We start from the raw sequence: 24,850 nt of genomic DNA on the forward strand, positions 1-24,850 counted from the left end.
CGACTAATTTCATCATTTTTTCAGCTTCTGATGAAGCTGCGCCATGAATAAAACAGCGAGGAGTGTGGTCGCAAATGGCAAAAGAGAAAAAACGTGGCTTCTTTTCCTGGCTGGGCTTTGGACAGAAAGAACAGGCACAGGAAACCGAGACTGAACAAAAAGTAGAAGAACAACAAGCGGTTGCCGATGAGTCGCCGGTAGCGGAAACCCCTGCTGAGCCGAGCGCGCCGAAAGCAGACCCGGAGGCGTTTGCCGAAGATGTCGTCGAAGTGACCGAGACGGTGGTCGAAAGCGAAAAAGCGCACCTCGCGGAGCCTGCCAGCGTGCAGGAAGAAAAGTGGGTGGAAACGCCTGCTCTGGTCGAAGACGCGCCTGTTGTTGAACCGGAGCCCGCGGTCAGCGAACCGCCTGAACAGCCTGCGGTGGTTGAGCCGCTGGCGGAAGAGGTGATCGCCGAACCGGTGGTGGCGGAAGCCGTAGCAGAGCAGCCTGTGGCAGACGTTATCGCCGAGCCGCAGGAGACGGAGGTCCCTGAAGAGGACGCCCCGTTAAGCGATGAAGAGCTGGAAGCACTGGCGCTGGCGGCCGAGGCGGCCGAAGAGGCGGCGGTCGTAGTGCCGGAGCCCGAGGACGAGGCGCCGGTGGAAGCGCTGGCTCAGGAGCAGGAAAAACCGACGAAAGAAGGCTTTTTCGCCCGCCTCAAGCGTAGCCTTCTGAAAACCAAAGAAAATCTTGGTTCCGGATTTATCAGCCTGTTCCGCGGCAAGAAGATCGACGATGATCTATTTGAAGAGCTGGAAGAGCAACTGCTGATCGCCGACGTCGGGGTGGAAACCACTCGCAAGATCATTACCAACCTGACGGAAGGCGCCAGCCGTAAGCAACTGCGCGATGCGGAAGCGCTGTACGGCCTGCTGAAAGAAGAGATGGGCGAGATTCTCGCCAAAGTGGATGAGCCGCTGAACGTAGAAGGCAAAACGCCATTTGTTATTTTGATGGTCGGCGTAAACGGGGTGGGGAAAACCACCACCATCGGCAAGCTGGCGCGTCAGTTTGAGCAGCAGGGTAAATCGGTGATGCTGGCGGCGGGGGATACCTTCCGCGCGGCGGCGGTGGAACAGCTGCAGGTCTGGGGTCAGCGTAACAATATCCCGGTGATCGCCCAGCATACCGGCGCGGACTCCGCCTCGGTGATTTTCGACGCCATTCAGGCGGCGAAGGCGCGCCATGTTGACGTACTGATTGCCGACACCGCCGGGCGTCTGCAGAATAAATCGCACCTGATGGAAGAGCTGAAGAAGATTGTCCGGGTGATGAAAAAACTGGACGTCGACGCGCCGCATGAGGTGATGTTAACTATTGACGCCAGCACCGGGCAGAATGCCATTAGCCAGGCCAAACTGTTCCATGAGGCGGTAGGATTGACCGGGATCACCCTGACCAAGCTGGACGGCACCGCCAAAGGCGGCGTGATCTTCTCGGTGGCCGATCAGTTCGGCATTCCGATTCGCTATATTGGCGTCGGCGAGCGTATTGAGGATCTGCGTCCGTTTAATGCGGGCGACTTTATTGAGGCACTTTTTGCCCGAGAGGATTAAGAATGATTCGCTTTGAACAAGTCAGCAAAGCCTATCTCGGTGGGAGACAAGCGCTGCAGGGGGTGACCTTCCACCTGCAGCCGGGCGAGATGGCGTTTCTGACCGGCCATTCCGGCGCAGGGAAGAGTACCCTGCTGAAGCTTATCTGTGGTATCGAACGGCCCAGCGCCGGGAAAATTTTCTTCAGCGGTCATGAAATCAGCCGCCTGAAGAGCCGTGAGGTACCGTTCCTGCGCCGCCAGATCGGCATGATTTTCCAGGACCACCATTTGCTGATGGATCGTACCGTGTATGACAACGTGGCGATCCCGCTGATTATCGCCGGCGCCAGCGGCGATGACATTCGTCGCCGCGTCTCGGCGGCGCTGGACAAGGTCGGCCTGCTGGACAAAGCGAAGAACTTTCCGATTCAGCTCTCCGGCGGTGAGCAGCAGCGCGTCGGTATAGCCCGCGCGGTGGTCAACAAGCCGGCGGTGCTGCTGGCGGATGAACCGACCGGTAACCTCGACGAGGCGCTCTCGGAGGGGATTTTACGTCTGTTTGAAGAGTTTAACCGCGTTGGGGTGACGGTACTGATGGCGACGCACGATCTGGGGCTTATCTCCAGTCGTCCGTACCGCGTGCTGTCGCTCAGCGACGGCCATCTGCATGGAGGCATTCGGGGTGAATAAGCGCGACGCAATGAACCAGATTCGCCAGTTCGGCAGTAAGTTCGATCGCCTGCGCAACGCGGCGGGCGGCAGCGGCGGCGGGCGCAATGCGCCAAAACGGCCGAAAGCGGCGCCTAACCCGGCCTCGCGTAAGAGTAACGTGTTCAACGAACAGGTGCGCTATGCCTGGCACGGCGCGTTGCAGGATCTCAAAAGCACGCCGCTGGCGACCTTCCTGACGGTGATGGTCATCGCCATTTCGTTGACCCTGCCAAGCGTCTGCTACATGGTCTACAAAAACGTCAGCAGCGCGGCGTCACAGTATTATCCATCGCCGCAGATCACCGTTTATCTGGAAAAAACGCTGGATGACGACGCCGCGGCGCGGGTGGTGGGCCAGCTGCAGGCGGAGCAGGGCGTCGACAAGGTAAACTATTTGTCCCGTGACGAGGCGCTGGGTGAATTCCGTAACTGGTCAGGCTTTGGCGGCGCACTGGATATGCTGGAAGAGAACCCGCTGCCGGCGGTCGCCATCGTGGTGCCGAAGCTGGATTTCCAGAGCACGGAAGCGCTCAATACCCTGCGCGAGCGGGTATCGCGGATCCAGGGGGTGGATGAGGTGCGGATGGACGACAGCTGGTTTGCCCGTCTCTCCTCGCTTACCGGGCTGGTAGGCCGCGTGTCGGCGATGATCGGCGTGCTGATGGTGGCGGCGGTGTTCCTGGTGATCGGCAACAGCGTGCGCCTGAGCATCTTTGCCCGCCGCGATACCATTAACGTGCAGAAGCTGATCGGCGCCACCGACGGCTTTATCCTGCGTCCGTTCCTCTACGGCGGGGCGATGCTGGGATTCTCCGGCGCGTTTTTATCGCTGATCCTGTCGGAGATTCTGGTGATGCGCCTCTCGTCGGCAGTGACCGAAGTGGCGAAAGTGTTCGGCACCCAGTTTGAGCTGAGCGGCCTGGGCTTCGACGAGTGCCTGTTGATGCTGATTGTCTGCTCGATGATCGGGTGGGTCGCCGCCTGGCTGGCGACAGTGCAACATTTACGTCACTTTACTCCCGATTAAAAAAAGCGTGATATAATCTTTCCCTGCTGCAATGAGTTCCTGTTCGCAGGGAAAGATACCGCAAGCTTGTTCTCCTTTTCCTGCCCTCACTTGTTCATCGTGGTGTCACATTTTGTGCGTAATTTATTCACACCGTTGCATGGAACTTGTGGATAAAATCACTGTCTGATACTAATGTGAGTGATATTCTCGTTGCTCATGAATGCTGGCATGCTTGTTGCCTGATGGGGACAAGAACGCGTCAGAAGATATCAATTGAGAGGATTTGAATGACCAAAGAAATGCAAACTTTAGCTTTAGCCCCCGTTGGTAACCTGGAATCGTACATCCGGGCCGCTAACACTTGGCCGATGCTGTCGGCTGATGAAGAGCGGGAGCTTGCTGAAAAGCTGCATTACCAGGGCGATCTGGAAGCAGCTAAAAAGCTGATTCTGTCTCACCTGCGCTTTGTTGTTCACATTGCTCGTAACTACTCGGGCTATGGCCTGCCGCAGGCGGATCTGATCCAGGAAGGCAATATCGGCCTGATGAAAGCCGTGCGTCGCTTCAACCCGGAAGTGGGTGTGCGCCTGGTCTCCTTCGCCGTGCACTGGATTAAAGCTGAAATTCACGAATACGTGCTGCGTAACTGGCGTATTGTGAAGGTCGCTACCACCAAAGCACAGCGTAAGCTGTTCTTTAACCTGCGTAAAACCAAACAGCGTCTGGGTTGGTTCAACCAGGATGAAGTGGAAATGGTGGCCCGTGAGCTGGGCGTGTCGAGCAAAGACGTCCGCGAGATGGAATCCCGTATGGCGGCCCAGGACATGACCTTCGACATGTCTTCCGACGATGAGTCCGACAGCCAGCCGATGGCGCCGGTCCTTTATCTGCAGGACAAAACGTCTAACTTTGCCGACGGCATCGAAGACGACAACTGGGAAGAGCAGGCGGCGAATAAGCTGACTGACGCGATGCAGGGCCTGGACGAGCGTAGCCAGGACATCATCCGCGCCCGCTGGCTGGACGAAGACAACAAGTCCACGCTTCAGGAACTGGCCGACCGCTACGGCGTCTCCGCAGAGCGTGTGCGTCAGCTGGAAAAGAACGCCATGAAAAAACTGCGTGCCGCTATCGAAGCCTGATACGCCACGCCTGCCTGATACCTGATATCAGGCTCCCCGATAACGCCCCGCCTCAGGTTGGGGCGTTTTGTTTTTCTGCGTCCTCCCGGGGCAGGAGCATCTGCGGGCAGTGCGTCTGCAGGCAGTCGAGTAAGACGCTGAACGCCGGCGCCATCTGCTCTTCGGGCTGGCTGGCGAATCCCATCAGTAATCCTTTCTTCCGCGCCGCCGTCAGGTAGTAGCGCGACAGCGGCCGCACCAGAATGTGGCGCGCATTAGCCTCTTTGGCAATCGCCACATCGTCAGCCTCTGCGGGCAAATTGAGGATCAAATGCAGCCCGGCATTATCGCTGAAGTCAGACAGGGCGTACGGCATACAGTGCCGCTGGATAAGCTCAGTTAAAAAGGCGCGGCGACGGCTGTAGAGCAACCGCATACGGCGGATATGGGCCGAATAGTGGCCGGCGGTAATAAACTCCGCCAGCGCCATCTGGATCAGCGAATGGCCGCCGCGGTAAAGCTCGGCATGGGCGTGCTTCAGATCGCTGAGCAGCGGACGGGGGATCACCACGTAGCCCAGGCGCAGGCCGGGATAGAGCGTTTTGCTGAAGGTGCCGATATAGACCACCGGGGCATCGGGGACCAGACCCTGCAGGGCGGGGATCGGCTGGCCGGAAAAGCGAAACTCACTGTCATAATCATCTTCGACGATCCAGCTCCCCTGCTGACGGGCGAGCGCCAGCAGTCGCTGGCGGCGCTCAAGGCTCATCACCGCGCCCAGCGGGTACTGGTGGGAAGGCGTAACGAAGATGAGCCTCGGCGCGTCGTCAACCGTTTCCGGCGGGCACAGGCCGTTGGCATCGACGGTCAGGGGTTCCACCCGAACGTCGTTCATCGCCAGCACGTGGCGGATCCCCCAATAGGAAGGCTCCTCCACCCACGCCAGATCGCCGTTATCACACAGCATGCGGGTGACCAGATCGATCGCCTGGTGGATCCCCTCGGTGATAAGAATTTGATCTGCCTGACAGTGGACGCCGCGCGACACGCGCAGATAATCCACCAGCGCCTGCTGCAGTTCCGGGGTGCCACCGTTGCAGCTATAGCTGAGCCGCTCCGGCTTGGGCCGACGGCTGATACGGGCCTGGATCTTACTGAACAGCGGGTGGGGAAAGGCGTTAACGTCCGGCACGCCGGGTATAAACGCCCCCCACTGGCGCGGGCTGGCGCTGACCTGGCCGAGCAGATGTTGGCCTCGGCGTGAAAGATGCACCGTCGGTGCCGCGATACTGCTGTTTTCTTGCTGACCTTTAGCCGTCAATGAGCTCTCAGGGGCGGTTTGGGCAACGAATGTTCCACTTCCCCGGCGGGAAACCACATATCCTTCCGCCAGTAATTGTTCATAAGTTGTTAATATGGTGTTTCTTGATACGCCGAGTTCACCCGCCAGATCGCGCGACGGCGGCAGGCGGCTTTGCGGCGCCAGCGAACCATCGAGGATCGCGCGGCGCAGCGCGTTATATAAGCGTTTGTGCAGAAGAGGATCCCGCTCTTCCTGCAGACGGACCAGCACCAGGTCACCCACCAGCGAACGCAATTGGATCCCTCAGATATTCTAAATTGGTACTCGATTATAGGGCCAACTCCTGTGTAAATAAACGACATCGTTTCTAATTTGTTGCGATAACGTGACATACACGACAGGAGATTCGCAGGTGAAAAGCTCAGAACTGAATCAACGTCGCCAGCAGGCGACGCCGCGCGGCGTAGGCGTAATGTGTAACTACTTTGTCGAGAAGGCGGAAAACGCCACGCTGTGGGATATCGAAGGCAATGAGGTGATCGATTTCGCCGCCGGGATCGCCGTGTTAAATACCGGTCACCGTCATCCGAAAGTGGTCGCCGCGGTCGCCGATCAGCTGCAGGCGTTCACCCACACCGCCTATCAGATTGTGCCGTACGAAAGTTATGTTTCGCTGGCGGAGCGTATCAACGATCTGGCGCCAATTGACGGGCCGGCAAAAACGGCTTTCTTCACCACCGGCGCGGAAGCGGTTGAGAACGCAGTGAAAATTGCCCGCGCTTACACCGGCCGCCCGGGGCTGATTACTTTCGGCGGCGGCTTCCACGGCCGTACCTTTATGACCATGGCCCTCACCGGTAAGGTCGCGCCCTACAAAATCGGCTTCGGGCCCTTCCCGGGATCGGTCTATCACGGCGTTTATCCCAATGAGGCGCACGGCGTGACCACCGCGGATGCGCTGAAAAGCCTGGAGCGCATTTTCAAAGCGGATATTGCGCCGGACCAGGTAGCGGCCATCATCCTCGAGCCGATCCAGGGGGAAGGCGGCTTTAACGTCGCGCCGGCCGATTTTATGCAGGCGCTGCGCGATCTGTGCGATACCCACGGTATTCTGCTGATCGCTGATGAAGTGCAGACCGGTTTCGCCCGCACCGGCAAGCTGTTCGCTATGCAGCACTATGAGGTGAAACCGGATCTGATGACGATGGCGAAAAGCCTCGCCGGCGGTTTCCCGCTGTCGGGCGTTGTCGGTCGCGCCGAGGTGATGGATGCGCCAGCCCCAGGCGGGCTGGGCGGAACCTATGCCGGTAACCCGCTGGCGGTGGCCGCGGCGCACGCGGTGCTGGATGTCATTGCCGAAGAACAGCTGTGCCAGCGCGCTGAGCAGTTGGGTAGCCATCTGCAGGAAGTGCTCAACCAGGCGCGCGCTACCTGCCCGGCGATCGTGGATGTCCGTGGCCGGGGGTCGATGGTGGCGGTGGAGTTTAACGATCCGCAAACAGGCGAGCCGTCGCCGGAGTTCACCCGCCTTGTGCAACAGAAAGCGCAGGAAAACGGCCTGCTGCTGCTGAGCTGTGGCGTCTACGGCAACGTGATCCGCTTCCTGTATCCGTTGACTATCCCCGACGCCCAGTTCTCGAAAGCGCTGGATATTCTGGCGCGCATCCTGAAGAGCTAACGTCTCCCCGGCGGGCTGCGGCGGCAGGGAAGCCGAACAGAAACAGGACGCCGCAGCCGGCTGTTCATGCTCAGCGTGAGTGGTTTATCACCCTGATATCACCTTTTTTCCGGCGGTAAAAACCGCCGGAGTAAAACGGAAAGTATTATGTCTGAAAACTCCACCTTTTCTCCCGTCCTCACCGGCCGGGAACGTACGGCTGTCCCTACAAAATCTCTGAGCTTCATCGAAGGGGTATCGATGATTGTCGGTACCAATATCGGTGCGGGTGTCCTCTCTATCGCCTATGCGTCGAGCAAAGCGGGCTTCTTACCGCTGCTGTTCTGGCTGGTGCTGGTGGGCAGCCTGACGACGGTGACTATGCTCTATGTCGCGGAATCCACGCTCCGCACCCGTAAACATCTGCAGCTCAGCGGTTTATCGAAGCGCTACGTCGGCGGCTTTGGCGCGCTGATGATGTTCCTCTCCGTTTGCGTCAACAGCGTCGGCGCATTGACGGCTTATATGACCGGCAGCGGCAAGCTGCTGCACTCGTTGTTTGGCATCTCGCCGGCGCTGGGCAGCGTGCTGTTTTTCGTCCCGGCGGCAGGGGTGCTCTACCTGGGCCTGAAGGCGATTGGCCGCGGCGAGAAATTTATCAGCATCGGTATGGTGGTGATGATCTCGGTGCTGGTGATTGCCACGCTGTTGAAAGAGACCACCCGCGTGGGCTATCTGCTCGACGGCAACTGGCTGTATATGGTTCCGGTCTTCAATGTCGTGGCATTCTGCTTCTCGGCACAGTATATCGTGCCGGAGATGGCGCGGGGCTTCGCCGACAAACCGGAAAAATTGCCCAGGGCCATTATGGTCGGTATGGCTTTGACCTTTGCCCTGCTGGCGCTGGTGCCGCTATCGGTTATCTCGCTTAATGGCCTGGACAATATCTCGGATGTGGCCACCATCTCCTGGGGCCGGGCGCTTGGCGAATGGGCGTTCTTCTCGGCCAACCTGTTTGCGCTGTGCGCCATGCTGACCTCTTACTGGGGGCTGGGCGGCAGCTTTCTGACCAATATCTTCGATCAGTTCCGCCTGGGGAATGACGAACAGCCCGCCCGGCGCCTGATGGTGCTGTTGGTGGTGGCGATCCCGCCGTTCGTGCTGGCCTATAGCGGCATGGTTTCTTTCGTCAACGCGCTCTATTTTGCCGGAGTGTTCAGCGGCGTCATTTTATCAATTATGCCGATCCTGATGCTGAAGGGCGCCCGCCAGCGTGGCGACCTGACCCCAGGCTGGACCTGTCCGGCCTGGATGACCCATCCGCTTATCCAATGCTTCATTGTGTTGTTGTATCTTTGCAGCGCCGTCTACGCGATAGCGTCCGCGGTAGGCTACCTGCCCGCTGGCTGGTAATCAGGGCCTGTTTTGCACCGCGTCCGGTTCATGCTGGCGCGGTTTTTTTATTTGTCACTTATCTGTTACATAGCCCGCAATTTAGTCGTTTCAAATTCCTCAGAATGACGGTATGTTTAGCATAGTGTGCTGCAAAAGCGCGAGCAGCCCCCGGTGAATTAGCTATCATATGCTTTTCCTATCGATATAAACAAAATAATGCGCTAACAAACAACATCACAACAAATGCAAAAACCATAATAATGGGGAGCCTCAGGATGAATATGAAGGGTAAAGCGTTACTGGCAGGATGTATTGCCTTAGTTATGAGCAGCGCGGCGCTGGCGGAAGACATCAAAATCGCGGTCGTCGGGGCGATGTCCGGCCCGGTGGCTCAGTACGGCGACCAGGAGTTTACCGGTGCCGAGCAGGCGGTAGCGGATATCAACGCTAAGGGCGGCATCAAGGGCAATAAGCTGCAGATCGTCAAATATGATGACGCTTGCGACCCGAAACAGGCGGTAGCGGTCGCCAACAAAGTGGTCAACGACGGCATCAAGTACGTTATTGGCCATCTGTGCTCCTCTTCCACTCAGCCGGCGTCTGACATCTATGAAGACGAAGGCATTCTGATGATCACGCCGGCAGCGACTGCCCCGGAGCTGACCGCGCGCGGCTATAAGCTGATCCTGCGCACCACCGGCCTGGACTCCGATCAGGGACCCACCGCAGCGAAATACATTCTCGACAAAGTGAAGCCGCAGCGTATCGCTGTGGTACATGATAAACAGCAGTACGGTGAAGGTTTGGCCCGTGCGGTGCAGGATGGCCTGAAAAAAGGCGGGGCGAACGTGGTCTTCTTCGACGGCATCACCGCCGGTGAGAAAGATTTCTCCACCCTGGTGGCGCGCCTGAAGAAAGAGAATATCGATTTCGTTTACTACGGTGGCTACCACCCGGAAATGGGCCAGATCCTGCGTCAGGCCCGTGCTGCCGGTCTGAAAACCCAGTTTATGGGCCCGGAAGGCGTAGCGAACGTCTCCCTGTCTAACATCGCCGGCGAGTCGGCGGAAGGCCTGCTGGTGACCAAGCCGAAGAACTACGACCAGGTGCCGGCGAACAAACCGATCGTGGATGCGATCAAGGCGAAGAAACAGGATCCGAGCGGCGCCTTCGTGTGGACCACCTACGCGGCGCTGCAGTCGCTGCAGGCGGGCCTGAATCAGTCTGACGATCCGGCGGAAATCGCTAAATACCTGAAAGGCGCGACGGTAGACACCGTGATGGGCCCGCTGTCGTGGGATCAGAAAGGCGACCTGAAAGGCTTCGAGTTCGGTGTCTTTACCTGGCATGCTAACGGTACGGCGACCGACGCCAAATAATTTAACCGGCGCCTTTCACGCTGCAAATGCGTTGTCTGCGTCCCTCAACCCCGGTCACTTACTGATGTAAGCTCCCGGGGATTTCGGGTCTTGACGCCTTTTTGCAACGCGAAATGCTGGGTTAAATGGGGGGCGCCTTTCACGCTGCAAATGCGTTGTCTGCGGCCCTCAACCCCGGTCACTTACTGATGTAAGCTCCCGGGGATTTCGGGTCTTGACGCCTTTTTGCAACGCGAAATGCTGGGTTAAATGGGGGGCGCCTTTCACGCTGCAAATGCGTTGTCTGCGTCCCTCAACCCCGGTCACTTACTGATGTAAGCTCCCGGGGATTTCGGGTCTTGACGCCTTTTTGCAACGCGAAATGCTGGGTTAAATGGGGGGGGGCCTTTCACGCCGCAGATGCGTTGTCTGACCCCGGTTGCGCTGCGCTTACCGGGGCTACAATTTCCAGGTAGCCCGGCTAAGCGAAGCGCCGCCGGGTTCTTCCTTGGTCATGCTCCGCATATTGGGGCTACGGCTTAATGCTTTTCCCAACCGGTCTGCTGGGCGCTAAAGCCGAGCGCCTGCATAAATGCGGCCATCACGCCGCGGTCCTCCACCCCTTGGTCGGCGACGCGCCAGCTATTGATGGCCGGGTTATCACGCAACGTCTCTTCCACTAAGTATTGCCCGACGCCGCGGCGGCGGGTCACTTCACGCACGCACAGATCGCTGAGCTCGGCTTCGACGCCGCGCAGGGTGACGCGCACGGCGCCCAGCAGGCGTTCGTTAAAGCGGGCGGCGTAGAGACGATGATTCTCGTCCAGGGTTAGGGTCGACAGATCCTGCGACGGCCAGATTTTCCCTAGGTCGATGCGATCCTGATCGCTGAAGTGCTGTAAACGGATAATGGTCAGTTTCATGGGTGGCAAATCCAGTGCAAAACAGAGGCGCCAGTGTACCCAAAATTGCTGTCTGGCGGAGCGCTGTTTTTTGCGCATACATCAGGGGATTCGTTTTCCGGATGTAGTCAGGGTAGCGCAATCCGTCATGGATCGAAAAATAAGCAGAGTTTTAACCTAATGTGCAGCGTTTTATTCCGCCTTATGTATCGTTATTTTATGCTGCAGGATGGACTTTTTTTGTTTATCTTCACCAAAATACAGAATATTATCTTTGCTTAATCGACTGAAAAATAGAGATTTTAATCTGTTTTTTAGTGAAAAGCTGCGCTAAACCATTAAACTCAATGGTAAAAATGGCGTTGTTTAATAAAAGCACAGAATGCTTTTTAACCATAAAAATACAAAACATTTACACCACATCACGAACGGGGTTCTGCAGCATGAAAAGGAACGCGAAAACCATCGTCGCGGGCATTGTCGCATTAGCGATGTCGCACGCGGCGATGGCCAAGGATATTAAGGTCGCCGTGGTCGGCGCGATGTCGGGTCCGGTGGCCCAGTGGGGCGACATGGAGTTCAATGGCGCGCGTCAGGCGATTAAAGACATTAACGCCAGCGGCGGTATTAAGGGTGACAAGCTGGTGGCCGTGGAATATGACGACGCCTGCGATCCGAAGCAAGCGGTCGCGGTGGCCAACAAAATCGTCAACGACGGCATTCAGTACGTTATCGGCCACCTGTGCTCGTCTTCCACCCAGCCGGCTTCCGACATCTATGAGGATGAAGGCATCCTGATGATCTCCCCCGGGGCGACCAATCCGGAGCTGACCCAGCGCGGTTATCAGTACATCATGCGTACCGCCGGCCTCGACTCCTCGCAGGGGCCGACCGCGGCGAAATATATCGTCGAGAAAGTGAAACCGCAGCGTATCGCCATCATTCATGACAAGCAGCAGTACGGCGAAGGGCTGGCGCGTTCGGTGCAGGACAACCTGAAGAAAGCCGGGGCCAATATCGTCTTCTTCGACGGCATCACCGCGGGGGAAAAAGATTTCTCCGCCCTGCTGGCGCGCCTGAAGAAAGAGAACATCGACTTCGTCTACTACGGCGGCTACTACCCGGAAATGGGCCAGATGCTGCGCCAGGCGCGCTCCGTCGGGCTGAAAACCGTGTTTATGGGGCCGGAAGGGGTCGGCAACGCCTCGCTGTCCAATATCGCGGGCGCCGCGGCGGAAGGCATGCTGGTGACAATGCCAAAACGCTACGATCAGGACCCTGCCAATAGCGCCATCGTCAACGCGCTGAAAGCGGAGAAGAAAGATCCGAGCGGGCCGTACGTCTGGATCACCTATGCCGCCGTTCAGTCGCTGGCGCAGGCGATGGACAGAACCGGCAGCCAGCAGCCGCTGGATTTAATCAAAGATTTGAAAGCGCACGGGGCGAAAACCGTGATTGGGCCGCTGACCTGGGATGAAAAAGGCGATCTGAAGGGATTTGAGTTTGGTGTCTTCCAGTGGCACGCCGACGGCTCTTCGAGCGCGGCGAAATAAGCGCTGAAGACGAGTTATCCCTCCGCCCGCGAACCGCGGGCGGTTTGAAAAAGGTTACCTTATGTCCGAGCAGTTTCTCTATTTTCTGCAGCAGATGTTTAACGGCGTCACGCTGGGCAGTACCTACGCGCTGATCGCCATCGGCTACACGATGGTGTATGGCATTATTGGCATGATCAACTTCGCCCACGGCGAGGTCTACATGATTGGCAGCTATGTCTCCTTCATGATCATCGCCGCGCTGATGATGATGGGCATCGACACCAGCTGGCTGCTGGTCGCCGCCGGATTCGTGGGCGCCATTGTGATTGCCAGCGCCTACGGCTGGAGTATCGAGCGCGTTGCCTATCGGCCGGTGCGTAACTCTAAGCGTCTGATTGCGCTGATCTCCGCTATCGGGATGTCTATCTTCCTGCAGAACTACGTCAGCCTGACCCAGGGGTCGCGCGACGTGGCGCTGCCAAGCCTGTTTAACGGCCAGTGGATCGTCGGCCACAGCGACAGCTTCTCCGCGACGATCACCACCATGCAACTGGTGATCTGGGTGGTGACCTTTATCGCCATGCTGGCCCTGACGCTGTTCATTCGCTACTCGCGGATGGGGCGCGCCTGCCGCGCCTGTGCCGAAGACCTGAAAATGGCGAGCCTGCTCGGGATTAACACCGACCGCGTCATTGCCCTGACTTTTGTCATTGGCGCAGCGATGGCGGCGGTGGCGGGCGTGCTGCTCGGCCAGTTCTACGGCGTGATTAACCCCTACATCGGCTTTATGGCCGGGATGAAGGCCTTCACCGCCGCCGTGCTTGGCGGTATCGGCAGTATCCCTGGCGCAATGATCGGCGGCCTGATCCTGGGTATTGCCGAGGCGCTCTCTTCTGCCTATCTCAGCACCGAATATAAGGACGTTGTTTCCTTCGCGCTGCTGATTCTGGTGCTGTTAGTGATGCCGACCGGCATTCTGGGCCGCCCGGAGGTGGAAAAAGTATGAAACCGATGCAAATTGCAATGGCGCTGCTGTCTGCCGTGATGTTCTTCATTCTGGCGGGCGTCTTTATGGGCGTGCAGCTGGAGCTGGACGGCACCAAGCTGGTAGTCGATACCGCCGCCGATATTCGCTGGCAGTGGATCTTTATCGGCACCGCGGTGGTCTTTTTCTTCCAGCTGCTGCGGCCGCTGTTCCAGAAAGCGGTTAAGAACGTCTCCGGGCCGAAGTTTATTATGCCGGCGATTGACGGCTCAACGGTGAAGCAGAAGCTGTTCCTGATTGCTCTGCTGGTGATCGCCGTGGCCTGGCCGTTTATGGTGTCGCGCGGCACGGTGGATATCGCCACCCTGACGATGATCTATATCATCCTCGGCCTCGGGCTGAACGTGGTGGTCGGCCTTTCCGGCCTGCTGGTGCTGGGCTACGGCGGGTTCTACGCCATCGGCGCGTATACCTTCGCGCTGCTGAACCACTATTACGGTCTCGGCTTCTGGACCTGTCTGCCGCTGGCTGGCCTGGTCTCCGCGGCGGCCGGCTTCCTGCTGGGCTTCCCGGTGCTGCGTCTGCGCGGCGACTATCTGGCGATTGTGACCTTAGGCTTCGGTGAAATTGTGCGTATTCTGCTGCTCAACAATACCGAGATCACCGGCGGGCCGAACGGCATCAGCCAGATCCCGAAACCGACTTTCTTCGGCCTTGAATTTAGCCGTACCGCCCGCGAAGGCGGCTGGGATACCTTCAGCAATTTCTTCGGCGTCAAATACGATCCCTCTGATCGGGTGATTTTCCTCTACCTGGTGGCGCTGCTGCTGGTCGTGCTCAGCCTGTTCGTCATCAACCGCCTGCTGCGAATGCCGCTGGGGCGGGCGTGGGAAGCGCTGCGTGAAGATGAGATCGCCTGTCGTTCGCTGGGCCTGAGCCCGACGCGCATCAAGCTGACCGCCTTTACCATCAGCGCCGCGTTTGCTGGCTTCGCCGGGACGCTGTTCGCTGCGCGCCAGGGCTTTGTCAGCCCGGAGTCCTTCACCTTCGCTGAGTCGGCCTTCGTACTGGCGATCGTGGTGCTGGGCGGGATGGGCTCGCAGTTCGCGGTGATCCTCGCGGCTATTCTGCTGGTGGTCTCGCGCGAGCTGATGCGTGACTTCAACGAATACAGCATGTTAATGCTCGGCGGCCTGATGGTGCTGATGATGATCTGGCGTCCGCAGGGGCTTCTGCCAATGACGCGCGTGCAGTTGAAGCTGAAAAACGGTCAGGCGAAAGGAGAGCAGGCATGAGTCAGCCATTATTATCCGTCAGCGGCCTGATGATGCGTTTCGGCGGCCTGCTGGCCGTCAACAATGTGTCGCTGGAGCTCAGAGAGCGCGAGATTGTCTCGCTGATCGGCCCTAACGGCGCCGGGAAGACCACCGTCTTTAACTGCCTGACCGGTTTCTACAAGCCCACTGGCGGCACCATTATGCTGCGCGACCAGCACCTGGAAGGGCTGCCGGGCCAGCAGATTGCGCGGATGGGGGTGGTGCGAACCTTCCAGCACGTGCGTCTGTTCCGCGAAATGACGGTGATTGAAAACCTGCTGGTGGCGCAACATCAGCAGCTGAAAACCGGGCTCTTCTCCGGCCTGCTGAAAACGCCGGCCTTCCGTCGGGCGCAGAGCGAAGCGCTGGACCGGGCCGCCGCCTGGCTGGAGCGTATCGGCCTGCTGGAGCACGCCAACCGTCAGGCCAGCAACCTGGCTTACGGCGACCAACGCCGGCTGGAGATTGCCCGCTGCATGGTGACCCAGCCGGAAATTCTTATGCTCGATGAACCGGCGGCGGGGCTGAACCCGAAAGAGACCAAAGAGCTGGACGAGCTTATCGCCGAGCTGCGTAACCATCACAACACCACCATCCTGCTTATCGAACACGATATGAAGCTGGTGATGGGCATTTCCGATCGTATCTACGTCGTGAACCAGGGGACACCGCTGGCCAACGGGACGCCGGAAGAGATTCGTAATAACCCGGACGTGATCCGCGCATACCTTGGTGAGGCATAAGATGGAAAACGCGATGTTAACTTTTGACAACGTCAGCGCCCACTACGGCAAGATTCAGGCGCTGCACAACGTCAGCCTGCATATCAAACAGGGTGAAATCGTCACGCTGATCGGCGCCAACGGCGCGGGGAAAACCACCCTGCTCGGCACGCTGTGTGGCGATCCGCGCGCTTCCAGCGGGCGCATTGTCTTTGACGGTAAGGATATTACCGACTGGCAGACGGCGAAAATCATGCGTGAAGCGGTGGCGATCGTCCCGGAAGGGCGGCGCGTCTTTTCGCGTATGACGGTGGAAGAGAACCTGGCGATGGGCGGTTTCTTTGCCGACCGCGATCAGTTCCAGACCCGCATCAAATGGGTGTATGAGCTGTTCCCGCGTCTGCATGAACGCCGTATTCAGCGCGCCGGCACTATGTCCGGCGGCGAGCAGCAGATGCTGGCGATCGGTCGCGCTCTGATGAGCCAGCCGCGCCTGCTGCTGCTTGATGAGCCCTCATTAGGGCTGGCGCCGATTATCATTCAGCAGATTTTCGACACCATCGAGCAGCTGCGCGAGCAGGGGATGACGATCTTCCTGGTTGAGCAGAACGCCAACCAGGCGCTAAAGCTGGCCGACCGCGGCTACGTGCTGGAGAACGGCCACGTGGTGCTGGAGGATACCGGCGACGCGCTGCTGGCCAACGAGGCGGTGCGCAGCGCCTATCTCGGCGGTTAATTCATCGCAACCCGGCGTCGTTCGCTTCGCCGGTTTGTAGCCCGGGCGAGGCGCTTGCGCCGACCCCGGGAGCCGATCGCACAAATACCTTTAAAAGAGCCTGATAGCTCTTTTTTTGTACATGTATGTTGTACAATAAAAGAGTACAGCTTTGGAGGTATTTATGAGAACGGTTAACTATAGCGAAGCCCGACAAAATCTGGCCGATGTGCTGGAAAGCGCAGTGACAGGTATACCTGTGACCATTACCCGTCGTGGGCATAAATCTGCGGTCATCATTAGTGCAGAAGAATTTGAACGCTACCAGGCGGCCAGAATGGATGATGAGTTCGCGGCTATTATGGCGGTTCATGGTGATGAGATCAGGGAGCTTGCGGATAAATGACGCTGCAGATTATCTCAGCGGAAGAGATAATACAGTTTCACGACAGGCTGCTCCGCGTCACGCCTGGCGTTGCCGGTATGCCCGACCCGGGGCGTGCCGAAGCGATAATGTATAGGGTGCTAAACAAAATTGAATATGAAGGTGTGACAGACGTGTGGCGACTCGCTGCGATGCACCTGCTGGCGATTTCTCGCGGCCATATTTTCAATGATGGAAATAAGCGTACGGCACTGTTTATTACCCTGCTTTTTTTAAAGCGAAATGGAATTATATTGCCGGCGAACCCGGACTTCGTCGGCATGACCGTCGAGGCGGCAGCGGGGCAACTTACCCTGGAACAGATTGTCGCGCGTTTGCGCGGATGACGGTTAAATCGTTGCAACCCGGCGGCGCTTCGCTTGGCCGGGCTACCCAAGCCGTTGTAGCCCGGGCGAGGCGCTTGCGCCGACCCCGGGAGCCGATCGCGCAAATATTATCCGTGTCTCAGCTCCCACTTTACTTCCCCCGTCCTTTCATCGGCTTGTCATCTCTCTGACCCGTTACTATCTTTTTTTTGTAATAAAAAAGTTATTTTTCTGTAATTCGAACATGTCATGTTACCCCGCGAGCATAAAACGCGTGAAATCGCGCATCCGGCACAACAAGAGAGATAACCGATGATATCGTTACGACATACAGCTTTAGGACTGGCGCTGAGCCTGGCTTTTGCCGGTCAGGCCCTGGCGGTTACCACCATCCCATTCTGGCACTCAATGGAAGGCGAGCTGGGTAAAGAAGTGGATTCTCTGGCGCAACGCTTTAACGCGGCCAATCCTGATTACAAAATCGTTCCGGTATACAAAGGCAACTATGAACAGAGCCTGAGTGCTGGTATCGCCGCTTTCCGTACCGGCAACGCCCCGGCGATCCTGCAGGTGTATGAAGTCGGCACCGCCACCATGATGGCGTCAAAAGCCATTAAGCCGGTGTACCAGGTGTTTAGCGAGGCGGGCATCAAGTTTGATGAATCGCAGTTCGTGCCGACGGTATCCGGGTATTACACCGATTCGAAAACCGGCCATCTGCTCTCCCAGCCATTTAACAGCTCTACGCCGGTGCTGTACTACAACAAAGACGCCTTCAAAAAAGCCGGCTTAGATCCGGAGCAGCCGCCGAAGACCTGGCAGGATCTGGCGGCCTATACCGCGAAGCTGAAAGCCGCCGGGATGAAGTGCGGGTACGCCAGCGGCTGGCAGGGCTGGATCCAGATTGAAAACTTCAGCGCCTGGCATGGTCTGCCGGTGGCCACGAAAAATAACGGCTTCGACGGTACCGATGCGGTACTGGAGTTCAATAAGCCGGAGCAGGTGAAGCATATCGCCCTGCTCGAAGAGATGAACAAGAAGGGCGATTTCAGCTACTTCGGGCGTAAAGACGAGTCCACCGAGAAGTTCTATAACGGCGACTGCGCGATCACTACCGCGTCATCCGGCTCGCTGGCCGATATTCGTCAGTATGCCAAATTCAACTACGGCGTCGGCATGATGCCATACGATGCCGACGTGAAAGGCGCGCCGCAGAACGCCATCATCGGCGGGGCCAGCCTGTGGGTGATGCAGGGTAAAGACAAAGAGACTTACACCGGCGTGGCGAAGTTCCTCGACTTCCTGACCAAACCGGAAATCGCCGCCGAATGGCACCAGAAAACCGGCTATCTGCCGATCACCACTGCGGCCTACGATCTGACGCGCCAGCAGGGCTTCTATGATAAGAACCCGGGCGCCGATATCGCCACCCGCCAGATGCTGAACAAGCCGCCGTTGCCGTTCACCAAAGGCCTGCGTCTGGGCAACATGCCGCAAATCCGCACCATCGTCGATGAAGAGCTGGAGAGCGTGTGGACCGGCAAGAAAACCCCGCAACAGGCGCTGGATTCCGCTGTTCAGCGTGGGAATCAGCTGCTGCGTCGCTTCGAGCAAGCGACCAAATCGTAATCTGTAACTTGCCCGGTGGCGCTGCGCTTACCGGGCCTACGATGTGCCCTATGTAGGCCGGGTAAGGCGTAGCCGCCTCCCGGCATTGTTCAGGAACCCAATCTCAATGTCATCATCCCGTCCGGTATTCCGCTCACGCTGGCTGCCCTATGTGCTGGTCGCGCCGCAGCTGATTATCACGCTGATTTTCTTTATCTGGCCCGCGGGCGAAGCGCTGTGGTACTCGCTGCAGAGCGTCGATCCGTTTGGTCTCTCCAGCCAGTTTGTCGGCCTGGATAACTTCGTTGCGCTGTTCCACGACCCGTACTATCTGGACTCGTTCTGGACCACTATAAAATTCAGCACCCTGGTGACTGTTAGCGGCCTGCTCGTTTCGCTGTTTTTTGCCGCGCTGGTCGACTATGTGGTGCGCGGCAGCCGCTTTTATCAAACGCTGATGCTGCTGCCGTACGCCGTGGCTCCCGCCGTCGCGGCGGTGCTGTGGATCTTCCTTTTTAACCCCGGGCGCGGGCTGATCACCCATTTCCTCGGCGAGCTGGGCTACGACTGGAACCACGCGCAAAACAGCGGCCAGGCGATGTTCCTGGTGGTCTTCGCCTCGGTATGGAAGCAGATAAGCTACAACTTCCTGTTCTTCTTCGCCGCGCTGCAGTCGATCCCGCGTTCGCTGGTTGAGGCCGCCGCCATTGACGGCGCCGGGCCCATTCGTCGCTTCTTTAAGCTGGCGCTGCCATTGATTGCGCCGGTGAGCTTCTTCCTGCTGGTGGTCAACCTGGTTTACGCCTTCTTCGACACCTTCCCGGTGATCGATGCCGCCACCGCCGGCGGCCCGGTGCAGGCCACCACCACCTTGATCTACAAAATCTATCGCGAAGGTTTTGCCGGACTCGATCTTTCCGCTTCCGCCGCGCAGTCGGTGGTGCTGATGTTCCTCGTCATTATCCTGACGGTGGTGCAGTTCCGTTACGTTGAAAGTAAGGTGCGTTACCAATGATTGAGAACCGTCGCGGGCTGACGATTTTCAGCCACACCATGCTCATTCTGGGTATTGCCGTCATTTTATTCCCGCTGTACGTCGCCTTCGTGGCGGCGACGCTGGATAACCAATCGGTGTTTGAAACGCCGATGACCCTGATCCCCGGCGGCCATCTGCTGGAGAACATGAAGACCATCTGGGTGAACGGCGTCGGCGTCAACAGCGCGCCGTTCTGGCTGATGATGCTCAACAGTTTCATCATGGCATTCGCCATTACGGTCGGCAAAATCGTGGTGTCGATGCTTTCGGCGTTCGCCATCGTCTGGTTCCGCTTTCCGCTGCGTAACCTGTTCTTCTGGATGATCTTTATCACCCTGATGCTGCCCGTTGAGGTGCGGATTTTCCCGACGGTGGAGGTCATCGCTAACCTCAACATGCTCGACAGCTACGCCGGGTTAACGCTGCCGTTGATGGCTTCGGCCACCGCCACCTTCCTGTTCCGCCAGTTCTTTATGACCCTGCCGGACGAGCTGATTGAAGCGGCGCGTATTGATGGCGCTTCGCCGATGCGTTTTTTCCGCGACATCGTGCTGCCGCTGTCGAAAACCAACCTCGCCGCGCTGTTCGTCATCACCTTTATCTACGGCTGGAACCAGTATCTATGGCCGTTGCTGATTATTCAGGATGTGAATCTTGGCACCGCCGTCGCCGGTATTAAAGGCATGATCGCCACCGGTGAAGGTACTACCCAGTGGAATCAGGTGATGGCGGCGATGCTGCTGACCCTGATCCCGCCGGTCGTCATCGTTTTAGCCATGCAGCGCGCGTTTGTGCGCGGCCTGGTCGATAGTGAGAAATAAAATGGCTGGTTTAAAACTACAGGCAGTAAGCAAAAGCTGGGATGGCAAAACCCAGGTGATTCAACCGCTGACGCTGGACGTGGCGGACGGGGAATTTATCGTCATGGTCGGCCCGTCGGGCTGCGGGAAATCAACGCTGCTGCGGATGGTCGCCGGGCTTGAACGAGTGACCAGCGGCGATATCTGGATCGATCGCAAACGGGTGACTGAGATGGAACCGAAAGATCGCGGCATCGCCATGGTGTTCCAGAACTATGCGCTTTATCCGCATATGAGCGTGGAAGAGAACATGGCGTGGGGGCTGAAGATCCGCGGCATGGGTAAGGGATTGATTGCCGAGCGGGTGCAGGAGGCGGCGCGTATTCTGGAGCTGGATGGTCTGCTCAAGCGTCGCCCGCGGGAGCTCTCCGGCGGTCAGCGCCAGCGCGTGGCGATGGGCCGCGCTATCGTGCGTGACCCGGCGGTATTCCTGTTCGACGAACCGTTGTCAAATCTCGACGCCAAGCTGCGCGTGCAGATGCGTCTGGAACTGCAGCAGCTGCATCGCCGCCTGAAAACGACTTCGTTGTATGTCACCCACGATCAGGTCGAAGCGATGACCCTCGCCCAGCGGGTGATGGTGATGAATAAAGGCATTGCCGAGCAGATCGGCACCCCGGTGGAAGTGTATGAGAAGCCCGCCAGCCGCTTTGTGGCAAGCTTTATCGGCAGCCCGGCCATGAACCTGCTGGAAGGGCGGGTGAGCGATGACGGCGGCCGCTTCGAGCTGGCCGGTGGCATGGCGTTGCCGATGAATCACGAGCATCGGCGCTACGCCGGGCGTAAAATGACGCTCGGTATCCGCCCGGAGCACTTTATTTTAAGCTCGCAGGCGCAAGGCGGCATCCCGCTGCTGATGGATACCCTGGAAATTTTAGGTGCCGATAACCTCGCCCACGGGCGCTGGGGCGAGCAGAAGCTGGTGGTCAGACTGCCGCATCAGCAGCGCCCGGCGGGCGGCAGCACGCTATGGCTGCATCTGCCTTTGGAACATCTGCACCTCTTTGATGGTGAAACAGGACAACGCGCATGAGTAACTGGCCTTATCCCCACATCGTCGCCCATCGCGGCGGCGGTAAACTGGCGCCGGAGAACACCCTGGCGGCTATCGACGTCGGCGCCCGCTACGGGCACACCATGATTGAATTTGACGCCAAGCTGTCGAAGGACGGGCAGATCTTTCTGCTGCATGACGATAATCTCGAACGCACCAGCAACGGCTGGGGCGTGGCGGGCGAGCTGGCGTGGGACGATCTGCTGAAGGTCGATGCCGGCAGCTGGTTCAGCCGTGAATTTAAGGGCGAGCCGCTGCCGTTGCTCTCTCAGGTGGCGGAGCGCTGCCGCCGTCACGGTATGATGGCGAATATCGAAATTAAGCCGACCACCGGGCTGGGGCCGCAGACCGGCAACGTGGTGGCCCTGGCTGCGCGCGATCTGTGGCAAGGCATGGCCGCGCCGCTGCTCTCCTCTTTTGAAATCGATGCTCTGGAGGCGGCGCAGGAAGCCGCGCCCGAGCTGCCGCGCGGGCTGCTGCTGGATAAGTGGCGCGATGACTGGCGCGAATTGACCACCCGGCTGGGCTGCGTGTCGATTCACCTCAATCACAAGCTGTTGGATGCGGCGCGGGTGGCGAGCCTGAAACAGGCCGGCCTGCATATTCTGGTGTACACGGTCAATAAACCCCAGCGCGCCGCCGAGCTGCTGCGCTGGGGGGTAGATTGCATCTGCACCGATGCCATTGACGTCATCGGGCCGAATTTCCACCCTTAAGACGGATTTGCGGCGGCTGACCTTTACGGGTTGGTCTGCCGCAGCATTCCACCGTTGTTGTTCGGTAGCACCTGCTGCGGCGGATTGAGATTACCGCCCTGGGCCGCGCGCTGCTGATTCGTCTGCAACTGGTTTTGCAAATGCTGCTGCTGCGAGCGGGTCTGATTGTTCAGATCCTGCTTCAGCATGCTCTGCTGCTGCTGTTGCTGCACCTTCATCTCATTTTGCATGCGCTGCTGGCTGGGCACCACGTAACCCGGCTGGTTAGGGTTGTTATTAATATTGATCGGCTGGGCTAATACGCCAAGCGGCATCAGCGCCGCCAGAAACAGAATCGCTTTCATGGTTTTCTCCTCCCGTGCGTGGGATCACTTAAGTGTACCTCGAATCCGCCATAACAATGATTTTTTAGGAGTTATCAACCAGGCTTAAGCGGGGAATGAAACCTACCTTTCAGGAGTAAGACAATGATAAAAACAACAATATGGCGCCAGGTGGTCATCGCTGCGTTGCTGGCGGGCGGTAGTTTCACCGTCGCCGCCAATCCGCCACCGCCGCCGCCGGTCTCTTATGGCGTAGAAGAAGATGTGTTCCACCCGGTACGCGCCCGGCAGGGGATGGTGGCGTCGGTGGACGCGCTGGCGACCCGCGTCGGCGTGGATATTCTGCGCCAGGGCGGCAACGCTGTCGATGCGGCGGTGGCGGTTGGCTACGCGCTGGCGGTCACGCATCCGCAGGCCGGGAATATCGGCGGCGGCGGTTTTATGCTGCTGCGGACTAAAGACGGCAAGACCACGGCGATCGATTTCCGCGAAATGGCGCCGGAACAGGCCACCCGCGACATGTTCCTTGACGACCAGGGCAACCCGGACAGTAAAAAATCACTGACTTCGCATCTGGCCTCCGGCACGCCAGGCAGCGTCGCCGGTTTCTCTCTCGCCCTGGAAAAATACGGCACCATGCCGCTGAACAAAGTGATCCGCCCGGCGATTAAGCTGGCGGAAGAGGGCTTTATCGTTAACGATGCGCTGGCGGACGATCTGAAGACCTATGGCAGCGAAGTGATCCCGCAGCATGAAAACAGTAAAGCGATCTTCTGGAAGAACGGCGAGCCGCTGAAAAAGGGCGACCGGCTGGTGCAAAAGAATCTCGGTAAGAGCCTGGAGCTGATTGCCGAGCACGGCCCGGAGGCCTTCTATAAAGGGGCCATCGCCGACCAGATCGCTGACGAGATGAAAAAGCACGGCGGGCTAATCACCAAAGCCGATCTTGCCAGCTATAAGGCCGTGGAGCGTACGCCGGTTAGCGGCGAATATCGCGGGTATGAGGTTTATTCCATGCCGCCGCCGTCTTCCGGCGGGATCCACATCGTGCAGATCCTCAATATCCTCGAAAACTTCGATATGCAGAAATATGGCTTTGGCAGTGCCGATGCTATGCAGGTGATGGCGGAGGCGGAGAAACACGCCTATGCCGACCGTTCTGAATATCTCGGCGACCCTGACTTCGTCAAAGTGCCGTGGCAGGCGCTGACCAGCAAAGCTTACGCCAAAGCAATTGCCGCCGAGATTGATGTCAACAAGGCCAAACCTTCCAGTCAGATCCGCCCGGGCAAGCTGGCGCCGTATGAAAGTAACCAGACCACCCACTTCTCGGTGGTCGATAAAGAGGGTAATGCGGTGGCGGTGACCTATACGCTGAATACCACCTTCGGTACCGGCATTGTGGCGGGGGACTCCGGCATTCTGCTGAATAACCAGATGGATGACTTCTCGGCGAAGCCCGGCGTGCCTAACGTTTATGGTCTGGTGGGCGGCGACGCCAATGCGGTGGAGCCGAAAAAACGCCCGCTGTCGTCGATGTCGCCGACCATTGTGGTGAAAGACGGCAAAACCTGGCTGGTGACAGGCAGCCCGGGCGGCAGTCGGATCATCACCACCGTACTGCAGATGGTGGTCAATACCATCGATTTCGGGATGAACGTCGCGGAAGCCACCAATGCGCCGCGTTTCCACCATCAATGGCTGCCGGATGAGCTGCGGGTGGAGAAAGGCTTTAGCCCGGATACCCTGAAGCTGCTCGAGACGAAGGGGCAGAAAGTGGCGCTGAAAGAGGCGATGGGCAGTACCCAAAGCATCATGGTAGGGCCGGACGGCATGCTGTATGGCGCCTCCGATCCGCGTTCGCCGGATGATTTAACGGCGGGGTATTGATGTGTTGCCCGGTGGCGCTGCGCTTACCGGGCCTACAACTGTGCGAACGTAGATACTGTTATCGGTTTTCAACTTTTTGGTCCGGGAAAAATATGTGCTTTGTGTTAATTCAGAGCACATTGCGCTCCCGATATTTCTTCTGCGTTATGACTCTCATGACGCAGGGAGCGCACAGAGGGCTCTGGCCGCCAAAATCGCCACTTCGTGGTACCTTCGACTTATCCCGGCCTGCCGGGAACGTCTCAGCGATTTTGAGGCCACCAACACCGGCAGTTTCAGCCAGCACGGTGAATAAATTAAAGGCA

General features: G+C 58.2%; 23 protein-coding genes. 20 read left to right on the forward strand and 3 right to left on the reverse strand.

The window, feature by feature from the left end; translation table 11 throughout:
- Positions 1-74: 74 nt before the first annotated feature.
- The 4 genes from ftsY to rpoH all read left to right on the forward strand — a co-directional run bounded on the left by ftsY (position 75) and on the right by rpoH (position 4,441).
- Positions 75-1,598, forward strand: a complete 1,524-nt coding sequence (ftsY, locus tag CW267_RS01710) for a signal recognition particle-docking protein FtsY (RefSeq protein WP_047667099.1) — start codon at positions 75-77, stop codon at positions 1,596-1,598.
- 2 nt (positions 1,599-1,600) lie between these two features.
- Entirely contained in the window at positions 1,601-2,269 is a 669-nt protein-coding gene (gene ftsE, locus CW267_RS01715) for a cell division ATP-binding protein FtsE (protein ID WP_008806964.1), read from the forward strand.
- On the forward strand, positions 2,262-3,317 hold the full coding sequence (gene ftsX, locus CW267_RS01720; protein ID WP_008806965.1) for a permease-like cell division protein FtsX: 1,056 nt from the start codon (positions 2,262-2,264) through the stop codon (positions 3,315-3,317). Before ftsE ends, ftsX begins: the two co-directional genes overlap by 8 nt.
- A gap of 269 nt (positions 3,318-3,586) precedes the next feature.
- Positions 3,587-4,441 (forward strand): RNA polymerase sigma factor RpoH, encoded by an 855-nt coding sequence (rpoH, locus tag CW267_RS01725; protein ID WP_002920815.1) that lies wholly within the window; start codon positions 3,587-3,589, stop codon positions 4,439-4,441.
- Positions 4,442-4,493: 52 nt separating this feature from the next.
- On the opposite strand, the gene CW267_RS01730 is transcribed toward rpoH, so the two are convergent.
- Positions 4,494-6,017, reverse strand: a complete 1,524-nt coding sequence (locus CW267_RS01730; protein WP_100781142.1) for a PLP-dependent aminotransferase family protein — start codon at positions 6,015-6,017, stop codon at positions 4,494-4,496.
- Positions 6,018-6,135: 118 nt separating this feature from the next.
- On the opposite strand from CW267_RS01730, the gene CW267_RS01735 reads away from it, so the two are divergent.
- The 3 genes from CW267_RS01735 (at position 6,136) to livJ (ending at position 10,154) form a co-directional block, all read left to right on the forward strand.
- Entirely contained in the window at positions 6,136-7,401 is a 1,266-nt protein-coding gene (locus CW267_RS01735; protein WP_012540384.1) for a 4-aminobutyrate--2-oxoglutarate transaminase, read from the forward strand.
- A gap of 147 nt (positions 7,402-7,548) precedes the next feature.
- A complete protein-coding gene (locus CW267_RS01740) occupies positions 7,549-8,793 on the forward strand; it encodes an aromatic amino acid transport family protein (protein ID WP_008806968.1) in 1,245 nt (414 codons plus the stop codon).
- 257 nt (positions 8,794-9,050) lie between these two features.
- Positions 9,051-10,154: a branched chain amino acid ABC transporter substrate-binding protein LivJ gene (gene livJ, locus CW267_RS01745; protein WP_002920812.1), complete on the forward strand. Its 1,104-nt coding sequence runs from the start codon at positions 9,051-9,053 to the stop codon at positions 10,152-10,154.
- Between the two features lie 518 nt (positions 10,155-10,672).
- Here the strand turns inward: livJ and panM are convergent.
- Complete coding sequence (panM, locus tag CW267_RS01750; protein WP_012540387.1) at positions 10,673-11,056, reverse strand: aspartate 1-decarboxylase autocleavage activator PanM; 384 nt, start codon at positions 11,054-11,056, stop codon at positions 10,673-10,675.
- Positions 11,057-11,478: 422 nt separating this feature from the next.
- On the opposite strand from panM, the gene livK reads away from it, so the two are divergent.
- The 12 genes from livK (at position 11,479) to ugpQ (ending at position 22,332) form a co-directional block, all read left to right on the forward strand.
- Positions 11,479-12,588, forward strand: a complete 1,110-nt coding sequence (gene livK, locus CW267_RS01760; protein WP_002920808.1) for a high-affinity branched-chain amino acid ABC transporter substrate-binding protein LivK — start codon at positions 11,479-11,481, stop codon at positions 12,586-12,588.
- A gap of 61 nt (positions 12,589-12,649) precedes the next feature.
- A complete protein-coding gene (livH, locus tag CW267_RS01765; protein ID WP_012540389.1) occupies positions 12,650-13,576 on the forward strand; it encodes a high-affinity branched-chain amino acid ABC transporter permease LivH in 927 nt (308 codons plus the stop codon).
- The gene (livM, locus tag CW267_RS01770; protein WP_008806971.1) at positions 13,573-14,850 is read left to right on the forward strand and encodes a branched chain amino acid ABC transporter permease LivM; all 1,278 of its coding nucleotides are present in this window, start codon (positions 13,573-13,575) and stop codon (positions 14,848-14,850) included. The genes livH and livM overlap by 4 nt, the downstream gene beginning before the upstream one ends.
- A complete protein-coding gene (gene livG / locus CW267_RS01775; RefSeq protein WP_032736502.1) occupies positions 14,847-15,614 on the forward strand; it encodes a high-affinity branched-chain amino acid ABC transporter ATP-binding protein LivG in 768 nt (255 codons plus the stop codon). Before livM ends, livG begins: the two co-directional genes overlap by 4 nt.
- A 1-nt stretch (position 15,615) precedes the next feature.
- Positions 15,616-16,329 (forward strand): high-affinity branched-chain amino acid ABC transporter ATP-binding protein LivF, encoded by a 714-nt coding sequence (livF, locus tag CW267_RS01780; RefSeq protein ID WP_004145133.1) that lies wholly within the window; start codon positions 15,616-15,618, stop codon positions 16,327-16,329.
- Positions 16,330-16,492: 163 nt separating this feature from the next.
- Complete coding sequence (locus CW267_RS01785) at positions 16,493-16,714, forward strand: type II toxin-antitoxin system Phd/YefM family antitoxin (protein ID WP_032731361.1); 222 nt, start codon at positions 16,493-16,495, stop codon at positions 16,712-16,714.
- Positions 16,711-17,079: a type II toxin-antitoxin system death-on-curing family toxin gene (locus CW267_RS01790; protein ID WP_002920800.1), complete on the forward strand. Its 369-nt coding sequence runs from the start codon at positions 16,711-16,713 to the stop codon at positions 17,077-17,079. The genes CW267_RS01785 and CW267_RS01790 overlap by 4 nt, the downstream gene beginning before the upstream one ends.
- Positions 17,080-17,370: 291 nt before the next feature.
- Positions 17,371-18,687: a sn-glycerol-3-phosphate ABC transporter substrate-binding protein UgpB gene (ugpB, locus tag CW267_RS01795; protein ID WP_008806974.1), complete on the forward strand. Its 1,317-nt coding sequence runs from the start codon at positions 17,371-17,373 to the stop codon at positions 18,685-18,687.
- 106 nt (positions 18,688-18,793) lie between these two features.
- A complete protein-coding gene (ugpA, locus tag CW267_RS01800) occupies positions 18,794-19,681 on the forward strand; it encodes a sn-glycerol-3-phosphate ABC transporter permease UgpA (RefSeq protein ID WP_012967120.1) in 888 nt (295 codons plus the stop codon).
- On the forward strand, positions 19,678-20,523 hold the full coding sequence (ugpE, locus tag CW267_RS01805) for a sn-glycerol-3-phosphate ABC transporter permease UgpE (protein WP_008806976.1): 846 nt from the start codon (positions 19,678-19,680) through the stop codon (positions 20,521-20,523). The genes ugpA and ugpE overlap by 4 nt, the downstream gene beginning before the upstream one ends.
- A 1-nt stretch (position 20,524) precedes the next feature.
- Positions 20,525-21,595 carry a sn-glycerol-3-phosphate import ATP-binding protein UgpC gene (locus CW267_RS01810; RefSeq protein WP_044649551.1) on the forward strand — a complete coding sequence of 357 codons (1,071 nt, stop codon included), beginning with the start codon at positions 20,525-20,527 and terminating at the stop codon, positions 21,593-21,595.
- Complete coding sequence (gene ugpQ, locus CW267_RS01815; protein WP_039102611.1) at positions 21,592-22,332, forward strand: glycerophosphodiester phosphodiesterase; 741 nt, start codon at positions 21,592-21,594, stop codon at positions 22,330-22,332. The genes CW267_RS01810 and ugpQ overlap by 4 nt, the downstream gene beginning before the upstream one ends.
- A gap of 23 nt (positions 22,333-22,355) precedes the next feature.
- On the opposite strand, the gene CW267_RS01820 is transcribed toward ugpQ, so the two are convergent.
- A complete protein-coding gene (locus CW267_RS01820) occupies positions 22,356-22,676 on the reverse strand; it encodes a DUF2756 family protein (RefSeq protein ID WP_008806979.1) in 321 nt (106 codons plus the stop codon).
- Between the two features lie 123 nt (positions 22,677-22,799).
- Between CW267_RS01820 and ggt the strand changes: the two genes are divergently transcribed.
- Positions 22,800-24,545: a gamma-glutamyltransferase gene (gene ggt, locus CW267_RS01825; RefSeq protein WP_064166803.1), complete on the forward strand. Its 1,746-nt coding sequence runs from the start codon at positions 22,800-22,802 to the stop codon at positions 24,543-24,545.
- The last annotated feature ends 305 nt before the right edge of the window (positions 24,546-24,850 follow it).

The organism is Klebsiella sp. X1-16S-Nf21 (assembly GCF_002837615.1).
GTDB classification, from domain to species: Bacteria; Pseudomonadota; Gammaproteobacteria; order Enterobacterales; family Enterobacteriaceae; genus Klebsiella; species Klebsiella variicola.